Raw genomic sequence first — 18,728 nt, 5'->3', positions numbered from 1 at the left:
AATTTACCCCGTTCACGGGGTAGAGGAAGTCAATTCAGGTATTAATGACACGTTTGATTCGTGCCAAGGGGCATTGGATCAGGATAAATGCCTTTCACGTGAACGTATAGTCGTTGCACCTGGGTATATTTTAGTAATATTTATCGCGGCCTTTATGATCTGCAATATTTTTGGCTGGTTAGCCGTTAAAAATAACCGCCATTATCTGATGGTGCGCGTTATCAACATTATTGGGATTGTACTTTCAGCCTTGGGAACTATGGGAGGAGCCCTAGTTTTACTCATAGCAGTTGGAAGTATGGCGACCTGGGGACATAACGGGGGTAGAGGGGCATTAGTCGCCCTCCTGGCGACAGTTGCACCTGCGGTTGATTTAGCTTTCTCGATCGTATTTGTTGTGTATGCATCGCGCATGAAACGAGGTATATATTCCCCGAAGAATACCTACCAACCGTGATAGGGTATGCGTAGATAAAAAACTCATGCGGCTTCGGGAATTTATACGTCGGAAAATCCGTATAAATCCTTAGGATTAGGATATATGGGGAGGAGGAAACTGCTGTGGATCACGAATCTCGCGTGCATGATGCCGATGCGTTTCCTTCTGCCCGCATGAACGCCGAAGATGCTTCGCCTCGGGGCGAAGCCCCGCCGGCCGGTCAGGATGCGGTGCCCACCCGCTACACGGCACCGATTCGCCACGCGGTTCCGGCAGCGCCGCCCGCATACGCCCTTGAGCATGCACGACAGAATTCTGGGGAGCCGGAACCAGCCCCACAGCCACCGCAGCCCAAGAAACAGGGCGCGGTTCGTCAGGCGCTTCGGGCAGCTACGAAACCGAAAACTGCCGAGCCTCAGGCACCTCAAGATGCGCCTGCCCCACGTTTTATTCCCGCACCCGCATCAACGCCGCCTACGTCTAGTTCTTCGGATGTATCCGCTACATCAGAACCTGCCCCATCACAAACCTCACAAGAGGTTGAGCAGGATGTATCGCCGCGACGGAATAGTATTCCACATCAGGCATATACGCCGAAGAATCTGAGCCGCGCATTCTCTCAAATGCAGGTAGGCATTGAAACAATAAATGCACGACGACGTTCCCTGAACATCATCATCGGTATCCGGTTAGCAGTGCTCACTCTCTTGGGGATTTTTGAAGGCGCTATTATTGCACGTTACACCACCAATATGGGGTGGGGATTCTGGCTGATTATCACAATCTACACCGTTGTTCAGGTATGGCCGTTAGCGCGTCCGCCCAAAGACGCTTCGGACGCTTCCGTATATTCCGTATGGGGAATATTTTCGCTGATCTGCTTTATCGGTGTTGGACTGGTACTTTCACCCATCACATTCCTACTTCTCGTCTTGAACTGGGATGGTATTTCACTGGGTCTTGACCCCATGATTGTGCTCTGCGCGCTGGGTGCTTTATGGCTTCTTGAAATCGCATTGCTGAGTGTAACCCTGTATAAGTTCAATACTCTGCGCGCGATACTTGCTCGTCCAACATTGAGTATTCGCTAGTCTTCGTAAACATCTGTACGGGACTCACTGTGTGGTTGCGCGACATGATATGACATGCGCGGCGGCGTTGTTTCTGTCTCTTGCTGGCAAACCTTGCTAATCTAACACTAGAAACCAGTACGAGAGGGGAAAACCCGGGTGGAAAACCAGCCAGAGCATCCGCATGACGATCGGGCCACGGTATTAGTGTCGAAGATATCGGGCAAGCCTATAAGGCCCCTTCAAGTGTCTCTGGCAACCCTCATCATGACGATATTTATAGGGATGTGGGCGTACATTCTGATCTCGTATATCGTCTGGGTTGTTACGGTGCCGCTGCAGGGCGTGTCGCTCTGGGAATCAGAAACTTTTCTGACGCTCAAAGACCAGCTTCCCCTCGTATTTTTCATGATGGCTACCTTCGTGCTGATGGCGCTTCATGTGGTGGTGTTATTTGCGTATTTACGCGGGCATAGGTGGGCTGCGTATGTGCTGACTGCCTCCTTGCTGTTGGGAATGCTCTGTACCTTTATTGTGCTCTTGCTGGTGGGCGTTATCATGGCCGGTCTTAATGGGGCTCCTATGGAGGAAGTAGAGTTCCTCTTGGATTCCAACTCGTCGCCGCTTTATGTGCCTCTTTATGTGGGTATGCCGTATCTTGTGATGAGCGTTATTGCTCTTGGACTGATCTGGAGCCGTGCCGCCCGCGAATACATGCATGCGCGAAGTTTATGGCGTGCCGAGCAGCGTGAGGATTCCCTGATGTTCTAAACCACCCCACGGTATATTCTCTATTTGGAATATATACAGGTGAGAGGGTATTTTGAGGGTGCTGTGCCAGGTATTTTCCGAGCTGGTACAGTCCCTTTTGTATATCGCAGAAAACCTGCTGAGAAATATTCCACATATGGAATACGGGTGTAAATACTGCAAACCGCCCTTGAGGTCGGCTACTCTCAGAAATAAGTTCACAGTTCTATTGAGCTAAAACCTCAAGGAGAATCGCCGATGACCAACCACCCAAACCCGGCTTCAGGAGACCCCTCACCCCAGCAACCTACAAACCCTTATGTGCAGCATTTACAGCAGCATATGGCGGTGGGGCAGGGGCAGAATCCTACAGTTCCCCTTCAAACTGCCCCTCAGGGCACATATGGCAATAACGCGGTTAAGATTGAAAAACCTGCACGAACATTCGTACTGACACTGGTTCTTGTGGGTGCTTTGGCATGTATCGCGTTACGGATCATAGAGTATCTGGTCAGTGCATCGTTAATGAACGAGGCGGCACGCTGGGTAAGCTCCCAACAGTATGCAGAGAATATTGATCGCGAGGCCATTGCGGTTCCCGCATTTTTACTCTCGGGCGCCCAGGCAGCCCTTTTGCTGGTATCTGTTTTTGTGTCTTCGTGTCTTTATCTGCTCTTCGGCTGTTTCGCATATGTGGGGCGGAATTGGGCGCGTATTATGCTGACAATTCTTGCCGTTATCGGGATTATTATGAGCGCCTTCAAATGCTGGGCTTTTAATACCGCACAGACAGGTATTGAAGGGATCTCACAAAATCCACAGGTACAGGGGTATATGAGGGTGCTCGTGATTCTATACGCTGCCCTCTGCGCGGTTAACCTACTTACGATAATTGTGATGTGGCTTCGTCCGGCTAATCGTTATGTACGCAAACTCAAGGCATATCGGCTGGCGCGTTTAATGGAACAGACTCAATATCAGCAGGTATATGCATATCACGTTGTTCAGCCAGGTTACTATGCGGGTCAGCAGCCAGGAGGTTACAACCCCAATACCGGGCGGCAGTCGTAGACGAGCAGATTGTGATCGGCAGCTAGGGCGGCGGCAGAATCTAAGCCGCCAAGGTTCGGTTCATAAGAGAACCACAATGCTGGTGTTCAAAGAACTTTTTAGTATGCTCAAAAGAGTATTCATGCAACACTATAAATTTTATAAAACCCGTGTAAGGACTGCATCATGACATATTCTGTCGCCCCCATGCCGGAAGGCACGCCCTCGTATCAGGCAGCACCGAATCCAGGAGGTCTCGCTGCCGCCTTTAAGGAGCCTAAAAGACCTACTTTTGTTTTTGTCTTCGCAATTTTTACCGCTACCGTGTGCCCAATCCTGCGTTTTGTGGAGTATGTCCTAACGTCTTCATATTTGAGCGAGGCTCTTAAATGGCATCAATCACGCACGCACGTACCTGCGTATGGTGATATGTCTCTTGAGCAGATGAAATCTGGAATGTTTGCACAGGCGCAGCTAAACTCAACGCTCACATTCCATTTTCTTTCCGTGCTGACATCTGCTCTGCTTTATATTCTTTTTGGGCTCGTCGTGAATAGTGGGAAAAACTGGGGTCGCATTCTGCTGACTATTCTTGCTTCCTTGGGCATGCTAATGAGCGGTATGAGCGCTTTGGGGCAGGCTTATACGATGTCTAACCCAGAGGCGCCGGCTTTTGCGAATGCGCAGGGGTATTTAGGGGCTCTGGTGGCCATATATATGCTACTTTTCCTGACGAACATCTGCCTGGTTGTTCTCGTGTGGATGCCGCCCGTGAATGTGTATATGCGGAATACTAAAGCCTACTGGAAAGCTAAAAAGGCGCTTGAGGCGGGTAGTAAGCGTTACATCGCTCAGTCGGCGGCTCAGACGGAATCAGCCTCGAAAGAGCAGGCTAAAGGTACAAGCTCATAGCCTGGTTGTCATTAAATAAGCCCGAATGCTAGGTAGCGTGAGTACTTTCCGCTATTCTCGAAAGGAAGCCCAAAGCGGTGCTTCACCCCCCCCGTTATAACCGTAAGGACTATTGTCGATGAATGAATACCCCAGGCCAACCGGCCCAGACCCCCAGCTGCCGCAAGCTCCACAGACATCGGGTGCATACCCAAACCAGCCGCAGAATCAGTATGGGCAGAACCAGCCCGTAAACTCACAGATCTCGCAGCCTTATATGCAGAATCCGGTGCATCAGGCGGCGCCGTCACCTTCCACGCCGCCGGAATCAGCCGTAAAACCGAAAATGTCGATTCTGCTGCTGTCTGTCCTCATCCTGGCGATCTTGATGCCCATCTTGCGCGTCATCGAATACGGCGTTATGGCCTCTATGGTGAACACCCTGATAGAAGCGCTCCGTCAATCGTTGGGGGAGAGCGCTTATCAACAGTTCATTGCTAAACCGGAATTTTATGAACTTCGAGATATGCAGGTCGGTCTAGTAGGCCGTTTTGTTTTTGGTATCTTCTTCAGCATCATCTACATTTTTTTCGGAATTTTTATTTTCCTGGGATACAACTGGGCGCGTATTGTTCTGACGGTTTTTACAGTGTTGAATACGCTCTTAGTCATGCTTTTCCTGATGGACTCGATCGTAGGCTACAACGAGTTTGCCAATTTTACGGATTTGGTGGATCTTCGGGGTCAAGCTTTCGGACTTGTCATCATCTATATCTCCATTTTGGTGGTGGGTCTTCTGCCCCTGATTCTGATGTGGCTGCCGCCCGCGAATAGGTATGTTCGCCAGCGTACTTCGGTGCGGCGGGCGCGGAACCAGGCCAATAGCCCCTACGGAATGCCGCAGCCCTATGCATATCCGGCACCCGCGCCGCATCCGGGGCAGGCACCAGGGAACCAGCCTTCCTCTGGAGGGCAGCAGCTTTAGCTCCCTGAGGATATAAGGGTTTTACTTCGTGAAGGTGCTGCGGCATATATTTAACATATATGCTGCAGCACCCTTTTTATAACTGATCTCGTTGCGCGTAAATAATTTCTTGTATGTCCATAAAGCCTTTATTTCTGGGTATCTGACCGATAAATAATGAAACTATAAGCGCCTTAAATCGACGCTTTTCAATATTAAAACACAGTCCAAAAACCTAGAGATATTGTCATATTACTTGATGAACCTGTAACGTGTGCTTTAAGGGTTGTGGAGGTTCTTCGTAACACTCAGCTAAGACCTTAGGTGCTTTCGTACAATGCCGCAGCCCTCTAGGAGGAATACCGCCGATGAGCTATGACAGTGCTGTACGCTCTGAATACTCCAAAACAACACTGGCCTCTGGGTATATGGGCGAAAAGAATATGGTGAATTATTCGCCCATACCGAGAGCCTCTTTAGAGCACCCCTATGTACCCCGTGCGGTGAAGATATCCGCATGCGCCAGCATGATGATTGCTATTCTTCGCACCATATACCTGACAGCATCATGGCATTTTGAAAATTTTGCTCTGGGTAACGCTCTGACTATTGCTAACGTTTTCTTGCACGTTATTCTAGGAATTTTTATTCTTCGGGGGTATGCGCTGGCGCGTGCTCTGCTGGTTTCACTCGCGCTGCTGACCTTGGGAACCTCCCTGCTGACTCTGAGCTGGCTGCGCCCTGCCGTTCCCGATATTCCGGGGTCATATTTGTCAGTTGTGGTGCTGAGCATGGCGGCACTGACGCACCTGGTGCTGTTAGGATTTTTGATGTTCCCCGCCAGCGTTACCCTGTATATGCGTGAGAGCAACGCCTACCGTCAGGCATGCGCCCACTGTTAGCCATAGGTTCTGGGAGCCTATTTACAAGATAAATCCGGGCTATGTTCCTGAGCCAATGGCGGCGCGTCAGCTTTTCTGAATTCGGGAGCGATGGTTTGCGGTTGATGATGGGTTTTTCCCGAATAAAATTCGAGATCGGGCGTGTTCAAAAATTCGTCGTATATGACGAAATATCAGGTTGAGCTCGGCGTGATTAAAAAATATTTCACGACATCGGTCAATAATGTATGACCTGAAACTAAGGCTCCGCTATGCTCGTAATACAGCCGTTTAACACGGTAACCGAGAACAAAGGAGTACCACCGATGAGCGAGCAGCATAGACCTGACCCGGCTCTGCCTCAAAACCCTCAGCCTTCCGGAAACCAAGGCTACCCCCAACAACCCGCACCCGCCGGTCAGCCCATGTATGGGAACGCCCCCGCTCCCGCCGCAGATCTTCCTGAGAAGCCCGCGTACCGAGGAACCGTTGTCGCCGTTCTCATCGTGGGTATTATCGCGGCTCTTTTGCGGATTATCGATATTATTATGGGGCTTTACCTACATCCGCAGGCAAAAAATTTCGCCCAAGAATATAACATCAGCGAAAGTGAACTTGGAATTACTGATTCTAGCCCCCGAGGAATTATCTTTGGCATCGTAATTGCCCTTCTTTTCTTTACACTAGCAAGAAATATGAAGAAAGGCGGTCTAGGATCTGCTATCGGTCTTACTGCTGTAGCCGGTATCTTTACAGTGATCTATGCTAATGGAATGCCAGAGGCTCTGGATAACGTTAATAGCTTTGACGAAATTATAAGCGATCCCCTTTTCCCAGAGAAGTACAAAGGATTCTTTTCCGCTATAAAGTTTGGGGTTTATCTCGAACTAGCTTCTATCGTGATCCAGGTTCTTCTGATTATCCTGATCTGGCTGCCAACCACTCTTAAATACATGAAGAAGGCTCGGGAATATTACGGCGCGGTAGCTGCACAACAGCAGGAAAATCAGCCCGTCGATGCCAGCGCCCTCGCCGTGCCCGCATCCGAAGGACAGGTGCCCGCTGCACAGCATAATACCCAGCAGGCTCAGCAGCAGGGGTATGGATATGACCCGCAAGCTCCTCAGAATCCGCAGGCTCAGCAGAATAATGTGCCGCAAAACCCGCAAAATCCCCAAGACCATCAGGGCAATAGCGGGTACAATCTGAATTAGAGATTGAAAATTTCATAGGTTTGATGCACTTCGTGCATGCCTAACAATGTTCGTCGTGCACCTCAGACGGGGGCACGACGAACATTTTTTAAGGAACTCTCAACAATCGAAGTGAGAATTCCGCAGCCCAACCACAAAAAACATTGTTGAGGAGGAGCCATGAGTCAAGATCCTTATGGTCAACAACCCCCATACCAGCCGCCGCATCCCAACGCGCCCATGCACCCGGCGATTCAATACGCACCCGTGCCAACGCAGAAACCCGAGCCCACTACCGTCGTCAAGATCGGCACCTACCTGATTTACGCCGTGGCACTGTACATGATCATGCGAGCCATCGTTGGTTTGGATGATTTCGGGTTCCAGACATACCACACGGAGAACGGCAAGACGACCGAAGTAAACTCTTCGATGGGACTCGGCTATGTCATCAGTGCAATTTTTGCTGCGTTTACTATTCTCCTCGGATTCTTCTACTCTAAGGGTCACGGGTGGGCACGCATTACCGCCCTTGTCCTGGGGATTATTGGTACCATTCGTGATCTGCTCTACTTCTTGCTCACCCTACTCGCCCAGTCGCTGGTACAGTCCGTTACATCTCAGATGGATGGGGTGCAGCAGGTATCTATAAGCCCTGCAGTATACATAGTTCTTATATTGGGCATTATTTTGCAGATTGCGGTAGTGGTTTTCATGCTTCGTGGTGATGCCGCTCGGTACACGAGCGATAGCCGCCTCTGGCGCAACTACCGGCAGGATCAGGGCCCGCAGCCCGTTCAACAGCCCACAGAATCCCAGCCTCAACAAGGATTCGGTCAGGCTGCACAAAACCCGCAGGCACAGAACCCGCAATCACAACCAAACCCCGCACCGCAGAATCCTAATAACCGGTACGACAATGGTGATGGGTACCGTTTGAACTAGCCTATAAACACTCGGATGCGCCCTCAACAGCGCAGAAACGTTCGCCGTACACTACCATTGAAGTATGGCGAGCGTTTTGCGTTTTTGCACCATATAAAAGTGTTGCTGGCATGCATACGACCGCCATAGATATAGCACCGGTACACACGATAAGAGTCACCAGGACACATCATGAGCCAAAATCCCTATTATCAAGATCCGCAGTATCAGCCCTCATACACCCAACAACCTCAAGGACCTTATAGCCAGCCATACCAGTCAGGGGCTTATGCGCCCGTTCCAGAGAAAAAACCCGAACCCAGCACGGTAGTAAAAACAGGTATTTACCTGATCTTTGGGTATGCGCTTTATGCCCTGGTATCAAGTATTTACAACTCGGTAACCCTTCGAGACAGGATGAATGCCCTGCTCGAACAGCAGAAGAACCAGTACTCTCCGTATGGGAACTACAGTAGCGTCAACTTTTCAGACTCGTTGATAACAACGAGTATTGTTGTTGGCATTCTGATAGCCGTCATCATAGTCGCTCTTACGGTCGTTATCGGTTATTTTTACGCCAAAGGGCACACTTGGGCGCGTATTACAGCTTTGGTCTTAAGTAGTATTGGTACTGCATTCGGTGTGATTACCCTGATTATGATCCTCGCGGGTGCTGGTACAGGGTCGGTAAGTTATTCCCCGTATTCCACGATGAACGACCCTGTGTCAATTGGTATGACAATCTTCTCAACGGTTCTGCAGGGCGCCATTATCGTGTTCATGGTGCTGCGTGATGCTACGCAGTATACCGCTCAGAGCCGCATCTGGCGTATGTACCAGCAGAATCAGAGTGGCGTAAATCCCTACCAGCAGCAGGGTAGCCAACCCTATAACCATTAGGATATATGCTTCGATAAGAATATAAGCATATAGCAGGGGGCGGCGAATACAGACTGTATTCGCCGCCCCCTTATGCATACGCAGAAGTTTGAGATTTAGGCGCCCCTACTCGGCTGCCTCGTTCTTGGCTTTGGAACGGCCGCGCAGGTATTCAAAAGTCACGGGCAGAACCGAAACCAACACAATAATGACCGCAAGCATCTCAATATTGTTGTGGATGAACTCGACACCACCCAACAGCACGCCTGCCATACCAATAGAACCAATCCACAGGACGGCACCCAGGATGTTCCAGAGGTTGAACCTGCGGCGGGGATACGAAGAAATACCCGCCGCCAGCGAAACAAAGGTACGAACGATCGGTACGAAGCGACCTACAACAAGCGCGAAACCGCCTCGTTTAGCAAAAAATTCTTCCGCAGCGTGCAGGTTCTTGGTGCTCAGGATTTTTGCATCGTCTTTGAAAAGATTACGGCCATAGCGGGCACCCAGCTGATACCCGACCTCGCCGCCAGCTACCGCCGCAATGATAAGAACCGGGAACGCTAACCAGAGCGACAGCCCCATGCGGTCGTGGAGCATACCCAGAGCGAAGATCAAAGAGTCGCCCGGAAGCACCGGAAACAGCACGCCCGATTCGATAAAAACGATGATGGCCGAAACCACCAGAACCCACGGACCGGTGCTGATCAGCACATCTTCAAGCTTGAAACCGAGGAGCCCCAGCGGAAGATGAGCAAGAAGTACGGGGATAAAAAAAGCCATAGAAAAATCCTGAAGTAGTCGAACACAAGGCACGCGCGGTGCTTGCACACAATCCTATGCGGTCTGCCTGAGAGACCACTAAGGCAAAAATATGTGGAAGCTATGAAGTGTCTCGCAATATTCTACCGGGATTCTTTGTGAGAAACGATTAAGAGTGTGAACCTGCCTCACGAGCTTGGCTAACTGATGGAATCATGGCGTTTATGCCCAATGAGGAATATAAGGATGGTGAAGCCCGTGCCCATATATTCCGTGACCGTGATAGTATTCCCAAACCTGTATGCACGAGGTAACCGTACAGCATGTGCGGAGCCTTGAAATCTGCCATGATGGGAGAAACCCCTCACAAAGGAACCCCATGCCAACACTCCATGAAAACGCCCAAACCCTGCTCAGAAAGCTCACCGCAAACCCGAATGCGAGCTTTCACCCCGGGCAGTTTGAGGCTATCGAGGCGCTTGTCACCAACCGCCGCCGCACCCTCGTGGTACAGCGTACAGGCTGGGGAAAATCTGCCGTGTATTTTATTTCGGCGCTGCTGATGCGCGCCCAAGGTTCCGGGGTTGCCCTCATTATTTCCCCGCTGCTTTCGCTCATGCGCGACCAGGTGCAGGCAGCCGAACGCGCCGGGGTTCGTGCCGCTATGGTGAACTCCGCTAACGTGACCGAATGGGAGGCAATACGCGCCCGCCTTGATGCAAACGATCTGGACGTTCTCCTCATTGGACCCGAACGACTCAATAACCCCGCATTTCGTGAAGAGTGGATGCCTTATCTTCAGCCGCGGCTTGGTCTTCTGGTGGTTGATGAAGCGCATTGTATATCCGATTGGGGGCACGATTTTCGCCCCGATTACCGGCGCATCGGGGCGCTTATTCGTGAGCTCGATACGAACATTACCGTACTCGCGACGACTGCAACCGCGAACGAACGTGTAAGCCGCGATATTGCCGAGCAGCTTGCCGCAGGCGCCAGCCCCGAGGATGTTGTGGTGCTGCGCGGTTCGCTCACCCGCGATTCGCTGAGGCTGGGCGTGCTGCAGCTGCCCGACGAAGCGCAGCGTCTAGGCTGGCTGGTTGAACACCTTGATACGCTGCCGGGGTCGGGGATTATCTATACCCTGACAGTATCCGCCGCCGAAGATACCGCACGACTGCTGCAAACCGCCGGGCACAAGGTTCTTGCGTACACCGGAAAAACCGATCCCGATGAACGCCGCGAAGCCGAAGAAGCCCTCAAAGCCAACCGGGTTAAGGCGCTTGTTGCCACAAGTGCCCTCGGTATGGGATTCGACAAACCCGATCTAGGGTTTGTGGTGCATCTTGGGGCACCTTCTTCGGCGGTGAGCTACTACCAGCAGGTGGGTCGTGCCGGCCGTGGCACCGACCATGCGGATGTGCTTCTGCTGCCCGGGCGTGAAGACCGCGCGATCTGGGAGTACTTTGCGACCGCATCCATGCCCGACGAACAGAACGCCTACGCCGTGTGTGAGGCGCTGGCGGATGAGCCTGATGGGCTTTCTATACCCGCGCTGGAGGCACGTGTACAGTTACGCCGAAGCACCTTAGAGCTTCTGCTCAAAGTACTTGATGTTGAGGATGCGGTGCGCAAAATCGGCTCACGCTGGTACTCCACCGGTACTCCCTGGAGCTACGATGCACCGCGATACCGTGCCGTGACGCAGGCGCGTGTTCGGGAGCAAGAGGCCATGCTCGCCTACGAAAGTACCGAAGGGTGCCGCATGGTCTTTCTGGCACGCGAGCTGGACGATACCACGGCGGCTCCGTGCGGAAAATGCGATAGGTGCGCGGGCCCCTGGTACCCCGAACAGGTCTCTGAGCGCGCCGTGCAGCAGGCCCAAGGAACACTCAACGCGGTCGGCGTAGAAATATCCCCGCGCGGCATGTGGCCTACCGGGCTGCAGGAGCTCGCGGGAGAGAACGCGCCGAAGGGTAAGATTCCGGTGTCAGAGCGCGCCGAACCGGGTTACGCGCTGGCACGCCTCAGCGATGTGGGGTGGGGCAGCCGTGTGCGTGAACTTTTGGCGACCGACGAATCCGGAGAACCTCTCGATACGCCCGTCCCCCAAGCTCTCGGGCAGGCCTGCGTGCGGGTTCTTGCGGCATGGGACTGGGGCGAAACCGGCCGCCCCGAAACCGTACTCACGGTACCGTCTCCGGTGCGTCCCACGTTAGCGCGCTCGTTGGGGGAGGGGCTGGCTCATGTCGGTAAACTCGTGTATTTGGGCAAGGCTGAGCTGGCTGCCGAACCGCGTTTCTTCGGCGGTAACAGTGTTTTCCGATGCGCCGATGTTATGCGTTCCTACCAGATTCCGCCTGAGGTGATCGAGAGGCTGCGTGAGCATCCGGGGCCTGTGCTTTTAGTGAGCGATATTGTGGATTCTCGCTGGAGCATCACCGTGTTGGCGCAGCGGCTGCGGGCGGGTGGAGCATCCGCCGTATACCCCTTCGCGCTGGCTGTGACACACTGAGAATTGTATTTCTCATGAGGAATATATAGCTTTTGACAAGGACATATAGACGATATGGAATACAACAATAGTGGTGCTCACGCCGGTGACGGTGAAGCCCTCAGCACCATTGCGACATTGGCTGAGCATGAACGCTGGATGCGCCTGGCTCTCGACGAAGGAAAGCGCGCAGCATGCGCCGGTGAGATACCTGTCGGCGCAGTGGTGGTAAATGCCGAAGGTGAGATTATCGGTTCGGGGCACAATAGCCGCGAACACGATCATGACCCCACCGGGCACGCTGAGATCCACGCGATCCGCCAGGCGGCACAGCATCTTAAGACCTGGCGATTGGAAGAGTGCACGCTCGTAGTGACCGTTGAACCATGCCTCATGTGTGCCGGGGCGATTCTGATGGCGCGCATACCCACGGTGGTGATGGGTGCTTGGGAAGAAAAAACGGGTGCGGTGGGGAGTCAATATGATGTTCTCCGTGACCGTCGTTTAGGGCTTGATGTGCAGGTTTACGCCGGGGTGCTGCGCGAGGAATGTGCTGGGCTGATGCGCACATTTTTTGAAGTCCGCCGCCCGCAGCAAGGGGTCTAAGCCGCTGGGTATTTTTGCCTAAAATCCTTGTGCCTTCATAAAAGGCTCGTGATGTGATCAAACGGTTTCCAACGTTTTATTCACATCACGAGCCTTTTGTTCGGAGAAGACAAAGAGGACGATAGGGGAGAGAGGAAGCGAAAGGGACCGGTACGACTTCCTCCCCCCTTATTTGAACGAAAATCGCTTTTTCTTTGAAAAATAATCCATAAATTTCAAAAATAATATCGGAAATCGTCAAAAAATGGTCATGTGCACTGTTTCTGCGGATCTACGATAGATGAGGTAATTCAGGGTCCTGCGTGCCACTTAACGCGGGGACGCGCCAAGAATCCTGACACGTATTCATTTAAAGGTTCAGCACACATGTTAACCGCAGACGATATTTGGGCTCGGGGCCGCCATAAGGCACTCTTCGGTCGTACCAGCTTCACGGTGGAACGCGGCGAAGTCATCCTGATACAGGCCGACAGCCAGATTGAACGCACCTCCCTAAGCTTAGGCCTTACCGGGCGGCTGAAGCTCAGCGGCGGAACCCTCAGCTGGGACCACCGAAGCCCCGTCAGTTTGCGCCACCTGCGCAGTATCTCTGACATTATTGATTCCCCAGAAGTTACCGCCCCCGAAGTGCATATGCGCGTGCATGATTACGTCTCCGAAATGCTCTCGTACTCTCTGCCGTTCTTCGGTCGGCCCCGAGCAAGCCACTGGCTGGAGCAGAACGATTTAGGCGAGCTCGATAGGCTCTGGACCGAACAGCTTACAGGTGAGCAGAACATCCGTCTGATGAGCGCGTTAGCGGCGCATACCCGCTCCGATCTTCTGGTATTTGATACTCCGTCACGGCATCTGGACCACACCCGCATGTGGCTGCCGTATCTGCAGGAACTCGCCGAAAACGAAGACGATCCTCGTGCCGTGATCGCCGTAGTTCCGCATATTTCCGAAAGCTGGGACGGCAAAACTGCCGTGGTTGGTGACGCCCACGAAGACCTTGAAGAAACCCCGCAGGATGCGCGCGAGAGTATCCGCCTCACCGTCGCGCGGGAGGAAACCGACTCGTCCCTGGATGACCTGCTCGGCAGCGACCACCACCACGACGACGATCATAGCGACCCGAACGATCGCGAGACGCTAGAGAGCGAGGATCCGGGCGCGAAGGTACAGACCGTTCGGTCACCGCAGGAAGACTCGGCGGTGAACGCATCCGAAGTACCCGAGGCTCTCCTCGAAGACCACGAAGAACAGCTCGAAGAATTATCAAACCCGAAGAACCCAGCAGAGAAGGAACAGTAACTGTGAGTGTAGTTCGTGTTGCGCTTGTCGAACTTAAGCGTCTAACCTCCGGGGTGCTTCCGGTACTGGTGCTTCTTGCTATGTCGTGTATTCCGCTGCTGTACGGTTCACTGTACCTGTACGGCAACTGGGATGCCTACGGGAATGTGAACGGTATTGTGGGCGCACTCGTGGTGGAAGACGAGGGCGCGAAAGATGCCTCCGGCAACGATCTGAACACCGGTGCGGATGTCAAAAAGAGCCTGCTGGATGCGGGAACCTTCGACTGGAAGAGCGTAGAGACCCGTGATAAGGCCGTCCAAGGCGTCAGCGACGGGACCTATGATTTTGCGCTCGTGATTCCGAAAGACTTCTCGGCCAGGCTCGTGAGTACCGGCTCGTTCAAACCTGATGAGAAAGGCAACACCGGTCCCATTAACCCGCAGGCCGCCGGGCTGGAAATTATCACGAACGACGCCAATAACTATGTGCTCACCAACATCGTGACGAAGGCGGGAACAGCCGTGCGGGATTCCGTGGCCTCCAAGGTGGGGGATAAGACGGCGAACACTCTGCTGGCAAGCTTCACGACCATTCACGGCAAAATGAATGAGGCAGCCGACGGCGCCGACAAAATCAACGCGAACACCGTCAAACTTTCCGATGCGATGACCCAACTCGCTGACGGAACCGGAACCCTCAACGATGGTGCCGTCAAGCTCGCGGACGGGTCTGAGCAGCTGGTGAATGGTTCCAGTAGGCTCATCGAAGGGCAAAATAAGCTCGCCGACGGTTCGTCCCAGTTGGCTGACGGCGCAGGCACCCTCAACCAGGGTGCCGGAAAAGTCAATGACGGTGCGGTCAAGCTCGCTGACGGATCATCAACCCTGGCCAACGGTGCCTCTGACACGCATAACGGCGCTTCCCAGTTGGCGGATGGCTCCGCAGCCCTCGCAAACGGCACCGGCAGCCTTAAGAAAGGCGCGAACGACCTCGCCCAAGGTGCCCAGCAGGTCGCCGACGGAACGCATTCGCTCAAGAATGCACTGGATCAGGACGGAGTGCGTCAACTTCCCGGAACGCTCACCGCCATGTGCCAAAACCTGAACTCAATCGACACCTCCGCCCCAAGCGGGGATTTTGGCACAGATCTGTCAAATACGGTGGTGTCTAAGGTTGCCGAAGATACCCGGCAGAAACTAGCGCCTCTCGTCGAATCCGGCTCCATCAGCCAGGAAACCGCCGACGCGATCGTCGCCAACATCAATTCCGAACAGACGAAATCGGCTGTAGCATCCGCGAACGATCAGGCACTCAAAAACCATCTGGCGCAGCACGGACAAGCCGGTTCAGATGTGTTGGCGAAGCTGCAAACCCTCAAAAATGACAACTGTGTGGCCACCGGGGAATCCGCTGCAGCGCAAAAACTCAGTACCTTGATTGACGGGGTGGATAAGCTCGACTCCGGCGCCACGGCGGTAGCGCAGGGTGCCGGAACACTGCGCGACGGCATCACCAAACTCGATTCCGGGGCAACCACCCTAGCGGACGGTTCAGCTAAACTCGCCGACGGCACCGGGAAAGTTGCCGATGGTGCCTCCACCCTCAATAACGGAGCATCCCAACTGGCCGAGGGCACCGGCGAACTCAAAAACGGTACCGGAAACCTGCACAACGGCGCACAGCAGCTTGCCGATGGCGAAAAAGAAGCCGTAGACGGCCAAAATAAACTGCACGACGGCGCAACCACACTGCAGGATGGGTCGTCCCAGCTTGCCGATGGCACCGGAAAACTCAACAGCAGCACCGGCCAAATCGCCGACGGCACGGGGCAGCTCAAAGACGGAACCGGGCAGCTCTCCACCGGACTGCACAACGGCACCCGCCAAATCCCCAACTTGAACGAAGAACAGCAAAAAGACGTAGCCTCCGTCATGTCCTCACCCGTGGACCTCGAACACAGTTCCCTAGCCAACGGACGTAATTACGGCGAGGGTATGGGACCGTTCTTCATGTGCCTAGCCCTGTGGATCGGCGGTCTGATGCTCGTGCAAACCCTGCGCCCGCTCAACAACCGTGCACTGGCCTCAAAGGCACCGACAGCGCGCATCATCCTAGGAAGCTGGCTGCCGTTCGGACTGATCGGTATCGCCCAGGCAGTACTCATGTTCGCGGCAGTGAAATTCGGGCTCGGATTCCAGATGGCGCATCCGTGGCTTGCCTTCTTCTTCCTCTGCTTTGTCGCAACGATCTTCACCCTGTTCATTCACGGCGTGGTGGTGTTCTTCGGCTCGCCCGGCAAGCTCATAGCCCTAATTATCATGATCCTGCAGCTCATCACGGCGGGCGGCACCATGCCCTACGAAACCCTGCCGCACGCCATGAGATGGATGCACGACTTCTTCCCCATGGGCTACGCCGTCACCGGTATGCGCAGGCTCAGCTACGGCATCAACGAATCCAGCCTGATGCCGATCATGATGTACCTGCTGCTGTGGGGTGCCGCCGGTCTGGTGCTGGGGTACCTGGGAACCCGCCGCGACCGCATCTGGTCCCTGAAAAAACTAATCCCCGAAATCACTGTATAGGGCCTTAGTATGGAGAGAACAGCAACCGCCACGAAGGGAACCATCCCCATGCCCGATACGCCGAACCCCGCACGCCGACCGGGCCGCACCGGCAAAACCCAACGCAAACTCTTCACCGCCACGATGGAGATCATGGAGCATCGGGGAAGCGCCCACGTGAGCATTGAAGAGGTCGCCCAACGCGCCGGGGTCTCCAAAGGCACCGTGTACTACAACTTCGGGTCGAAGAAAACCATGATCGACCGGCTTCTGCAATACGGCACGCACCTGCTCGTGGAGAGCATGAGCGAAGCTTCCGTCGCTCAGAGCGACCCGCGCGAAGGGCTGCGCAAAAGCATCTCCACGGCGCTCACCTATCTGCACGAACACCGAGGATTCACCAGGCTCTGGGTGAGCGAAGTGTGGAAGGGGCTGGATGCCTGGACCGACTCAATGGTGGACAACCGCCAAGAAATCCTGGATTTCATAGAGTCGCAGGTACGCGCCCTGCGCAGCCGCTACACGATCGATACCGCCCAGGATACACGTGCGTTGGCGCTTTCTATTTTTGGTGCTACTTTTATGCTGGCGATGGACCGGGAGATACACGGGGTGCAGCGTAGCATCGAGGACTCAACCCGTGCGGTCATGCTGGTATTTGACGGCTATATTCGGCACTGACGGATGCGGCTTTCAGGCGATATTGGGGTGCACAGCCGCTATGGGTTCGCTCTTGACTGAAGGTCGATCCCCTGGGTGAGGAACTAAGTTCGGCAGGCAGAATAAGCGGTATGATGCGCTTGTCGCTAAGGATTTGAAGGGTGTCCCCATACCTTGGATGGAACACCGAGCAAGGGGGTGGAGTTTTTGCCCCCTTGGGGCGGATGCGGTAGAATCATATCCTATTGGTGGTGTGTCCGAGCGGCCGAAGGTGCATCACTCGAAATGATGTTTGGTGTAACAGCCAACGAGGGTTCAAATCCCTCCACCACCGCATAACTAAGCCCGTCGGATCTTAAAATTCTTAAGACCCGACGGGTTTTCTGCATGTCACGCTTATGGAACCATAGGCTTAGGTGAGGACGAAGTTTGTGGCCCAGGTGAAATCCCCCGACACGCTCTGCCTACTACGGAACTCGGGCCCGAAACCAGGACCACCAGCAGGCCTATACTCTAGCCCCACCCCGTCTAGGGCTAACCCCGAAACAGTGGGCACCTCCAACAGACGCTGCACCCACAACTTTTCCCGAATATACTGCACAAGTATTTCAGCATCCTGAGTATTGTTCGGATCAGCCCAATACCCATAATCCAACCGAAACGCCACCTGAGAACCCAGATACCGGCACGGTTCTATATGCGGTTTAAACCGATACACCACCCCTGCGGTATCGGTGAGCTCAAAGAGCCCGTTCTCATCCCCTAATAGGGTGAAATAGCTAGAGTCAATCTGCCAGTAGTGCAGCACCTGCTTACGTCCCCGGTTATTGACCCTCATGAGTTTCTCGGGCAGGATTTCCCGGTACGAGACCCTGCACACCCACAAACCCCACACCACAGAAGGCATAAACAGGATAACAAGAAGGTGCTCCAACCACTAAGCTTCAAAACAAGAATTAATTTACAAATAAACAATTCTTTACACACTACTCAATGTAATGCTAAGGTGTAATTATCGATATATAATATCGATAGATTTGAAGGTTCAGGTTAAGCCTTTTAGTACTTGGTTTTTCTTGGATCATCAATTATTCCTGTAATCAAATAATTCTTTTAAGGAGAATATTATGTCTGACCTATTAGCTGCATTGCCCAAGCACTTCGATACTACAGTCGAAAATGTTCAAACTGCGGGAAAGGCATTCGAACCAACCGCTGCACGTTGCACTTGTAGCACTGTTCCTTGTTGCTGCTGCTGGAGCAATTAACCATTTCGCAAGTTAAATGTAAAGGTCTGTCAAGAAGATAAAGACCTGCATAATA

General features: G+C 53.4%; 17 protein-coding genes, 1 tRNA gene and 1 pseudogene. 17 read left to right on the top strand and 2 right to left on the bottom strand.

All coding sequences use genetic code 11. From position 1 onward, the window contains the following. The 10 genes and pseudogenes from HMPREF2804_RS03000 to HMPREF2804_RS02955 all read left to right on the top strand — a co-directional run. Window positions 1–457, top strand: a pseudogene (locus tag HMPREF2804_RS03000) (hypothetical protein); the annotation flags it as partial. Between the two features lie 104 nt (window positions 458–561). Then, on the top strand, window positions 562–1,530 hold the full coding sequence (locus tag HMPREF2804_RS02995; protein ID WP_246822579.1) for a skin secretory protein xP2 (protein APEG): 969 nt from the start codon (window positions 562–564) through the stop codon (window positions 1,528–1,530). Between the two features lie 138 nt (window positions 1,531–1,668). Then, complete coding sequence (locus HMPREF2804_RS02990) at window positions 1,669–2,280, top strand: hypothetical protein (RefSeq protein ID WP_070448744.1); 612 nt, start codon at window positions 1,669–1,671, stop codon at window positions 2,278–2,280. A 237-nt stretch (window positions 2,281–2,517) separates the two neighbouring features. After that, on the top strand, window positions 2,518–3,330 hold the full coding sequence (locus tag HMPREF2804_RS02985; protein ID WP_070448745.1) for a hypothetical protein: 813 nt from the start codon (window positions 2,518–2,520) through the stop codon (window positions 3,328–3,330). A gap of 165 nt (window positions 3,331–3,495) precedes the next feature. After that, window positions 3,496–4,221, top strand: a complete 726-nt coding sequence (locus HMPREF2804_RS02980; RefSeq protein WP_070448746.1) for a hypothetical protein — start codon at window positions 3,496–3,498, stop codon at window positions 4,219–4,221. Between the two features lie 118 nt (window positions 4,222–4,339). Then, window positions 4,340–5,185, top strand: a complete 846-nt coding sequence (locus tag HMPREF2804_RS02975; protein ID WP_246822580.1) for a hypothetical protein — start codon at window positions 4,340–4,342, stop codon at window positions 5,183–5,185. A gap of 347 nt (window positions 5,186–5,532) precedes the next feature. Continuing rightward, window positions 5,533–6,066: a mechanosensitive ion channel protein MscS gene (locus HMPREF2804_RS02970; RefSeq protein ID WP_070448747.1), complete on the top strand. Its 534-nt coding sequence runs from the start codon at window positions 5,533–5,535 to the stop codon at window positions 6,064–6,066. Between the two features lie 305 nt (window positions 6,067–6,371). Continuing rightward, a complete protein-coding gene (locus tag HMPREF2804_RS02965) occupies window positions 6,372–7,259 on the top strand; it encodes a hypothetical protein (RefSeq protein ID WP_246822581.1) in 888 nt (295 codons plus the stop codon). A 159-nt stretch (window positions 7,260–7,418) separates the two neighbouring features. Beyond that, window positions 7,419–8,183, top strand: coding sequence for a hypothetical protein (locus HMPREF2804_RS02960; protein ID WP_070448750.1), 765 nt, complete (start codon window positions 7,419–7,421; stop codon window positions 8,181–8,183). 171 nt (window positions 8,184–8,354) lie between these two features. Further along, a complete protein-coding gene (locus HMPREF2804_RS02955; RefSeq protein WP_070448751.1) occupies window positions 8,355–9,062 on the top strand; it encodes a cation:proton antiporter family protein in 708 nt (235 codons plus the stop codon). A gap of 105 nt (window positions 9,063–9,167) precedes the next feature. Here the strand turns inward: HMPREF2804_RS02955 and HMPREF2804_RS02950 are convergent, their stop codons facing one another. Beyond that, window positions 9,168–9,827 (bottom strand): DedA family protein, encoded by a 660-nt coding sequence (locus HMPREF2804_RS02950; RefSeq protein ID WP_048751718.1) that lies wholly within the window; start codon window positions 9,825–9,827, stop codon window positions 9,168–9,170. Between the two features lie 358 nt (window positions 9,828–10,185). Between HMPREF2804_RS02950 and HMPREF2804_RS02945 the strand changes: the two genes are divergently transcribed. From HMPREF2804_RS02945 to HMPREF2804_RS02920, 6 genes are all read left to right on the top strand, one after another. Beyond that, window positions 10,186–12,318, top strand: coding sequence for a RecQ family ATP-dependent DNA helicase (locus tag HMPREF2804_RS02945; RefSeq protein ID WP_070627218.1), 2,133 nt, complete (start codon window positions 10,186–10,188; stop codon window positions 12,316–12,318). Window positions 12,319–12,372: 54 nt separating this feature from the next. Then, on the top strand, window positions 12,373–12,903 hold the full coding sequence (gene tadA / locus HMPREF2804_RS02940; protein ID WP_070627216.1) for a tRNA adenosine(34) deaminase TadA: 531 nt from the start codon (window positions 12,373–12,375) through the stop codon (window positions 12,901–12,903). Between the two features lie 366 nt (window positions 12,904–13,269). Beyond that, window positions 13,270–14,199, top strand: a complete 930-nt coding sequence (locus HMPREF2804_RS02935; RefSeq protein WP_070627214.1) for an ABC transporter ATP-binding protein — start codon at window positions 13,270–13,272, stop codon at window positions 14,197–14,199. A gap of 2 nt (window positions 14,200–14,201) precedes the next feature. After that, a complete protein-coding gene (locus HMPREF2804_RS02930) occupies window positions 14,202–16,766 on the top strand; it encodes a YhgE/Pip domain-containing protein (protein ID WP_070627212.1) in 2,565 nt (854 codons plus the stop codon). Between the two features lie 48 nt (window positions 16,767–16,814). Continuing rightward, entirely contained in the window at window positions 16,815–17,426 is a 612-nt protein-coding gene (locus HMPREF2804_RS02925; protein WP_246824104.1) for a TetR/AcrR family transcriptional regulator, read from the top strand. A gap of 226 nt (window positions 17,427–17,652) precedes the next feature. Next, window positions 17,653–17,739 (top strand) — tRNA-Ser (locus HMPREF2804_RS02920). Between the two features lie 78 nt (window positions 17,740–17,817). On the opposite strand, the gene HMPREF2804_RS02915 is transcribed toward HMPREF2804_RS02920, so the two are convergent. Further along, the gene (locus tag HMPREF2804_RS02915; RefSeq protein ID WP_083308335.1) at window positions 17,818–18,312 is read right to left on the bottom strand and encodes a hypothetical protein; all 495 of its coding nucleotides are present in this window, start codon (window positions 18,310–18,312) and stop codon (window positions 17,818–17,820) included. 220 nt (window positions 18,313–18,532) lie between these two features. Here HMPREF2804_RS02915 and HMPREF2804_RS11440 point away from each other — a divergent pair, with 220 nt between their 5' ends. Continuing rightward, a complete protein-coding gene (locus HMPREF2804_RS11440; protein ID WP_141745260.1) occupies window positions 18,533–18,673 on the top strand; it encodes a plantazolicin family TOMM peptide in 141 nt (46 codons plus the stop codon). The last annotated feature ends 55 nt before the right edge of the window (window positions 18,674–18,728 follow it).

It is taken from the genome of Rothia sp. HMSC065G12, from assembly GCF_001811455.1.
Taxonomy (GTDB): domain Bacteria; phylum Actinomycetota; class Actinomycetes; order Actinomycetales; family Micrococcaceae; genus Rothia; species Rothia dentocariosa.
Note: the sequence above shows the minus strand (reverse complement) of the source record. Positions and strands in the feature narration are given on the sequence as shown.

Bases quoted from the DNA above. Each gene is read 5' to 3' on its own strand.
- HMPREF2804_RS02985 (WP_070448745.1), top strand. From the start codon at position 2,518: ATGACCAACCACCCAAACCCGGCTTCAGGAGACCCCTCACCCCAGCAA.
- HMPREF2804_RS02980 (WP_070448746.1), top strand. From the start codon at position 3,496: ATGACATATTCTGTCGCCCCCATGCCGGAAGGCACGCCCTCGTATCAG.
- HMPREF2804_RS02975 (WP_246822580.1), top strand. From the start codon at position 4,340: ATGAATGAATACCCCAGGCCAACCGGCCCAGACCCCCAGCTGCCGCAA.
- HMPREF2804_RS02970 (WP_070448747.1), top strand. From the start codon at position 5,533: ATGAGCTATGACAGTGCTGTACGCTCTGAATACTCCAAAACAACACTG.
- HMPREF2804_RS02965 (WP_246822581.1), top strand. From the start codon at position 6,372: ATGAGCGAGCAGCATAGACCTGACCCGGCTCTGCCTCAAAACCCTCAG.
- HMPREF2804_RS02960 (WP_070448750.1), top strand. From the start codon at position 7,419: ATGAGTCAAGATCCTTATGGTCAACAACCCCCATACCAGCCGCCGCAT.
- HMPREF2804_RS02955 (WP_070448751.1), top strand. From the start codon at position 8,355: ATGAGCCAAAATCCCTATTATCAAGATCCGCAGTATCAGCCCTCATAC.
- HMPREF2804_RS02950 (WP_048751718.1), bottom strand. From the start codon at position 9,827: ATGGCTTTTTTTATCCCCGTACTTCTTGCTCATCTTCCGCTGGGGCTC.
- HMPREF2804_RS02945 (WP_070627218.1), top strand. From the start codon at position 10,186: ATGCCAACACTCCATGAAAACGCCCAAACCCTGCTCAGAAAGCTCACC.
- tadA (WP_070627216.1), top strand. From the start codon at position 12,373: ATGGAATACAACAATAGTGGTGCTCACGCCGGTGACGGTGAAGCCCTC.
- HMPREF2804_RS02935 (WP_070627214.1), top strand. From the start codon at position 13,270: ATGTTAACCGCAGACGATATTTGGGCTCGGGGCCGCCATAAGGCACTC.
- HMPREF2804_RS02925 (WP_246824104.1), top strand. From the start codon at position 16,815: ATGCCCGATACGCCGAACCCCGCACGCCGACCGGGCCGCACCGGCAAA.
- HMPREF2804_RS02915 (WP_083308335.1), bottom strand. From the start codon at position 18,312: ATGCCTTCTGTGGTGTGGGGTTTGTGGGTGTGCAGGGTCTCGTACCGG.
- HMPREF2804_RS11440 (WP_141745260.1), top strand. From the start codon at position 18,533: ATGTCTGACCTATTAGCTGCATTGCCCAAGCACTTCGATACTACAGTC.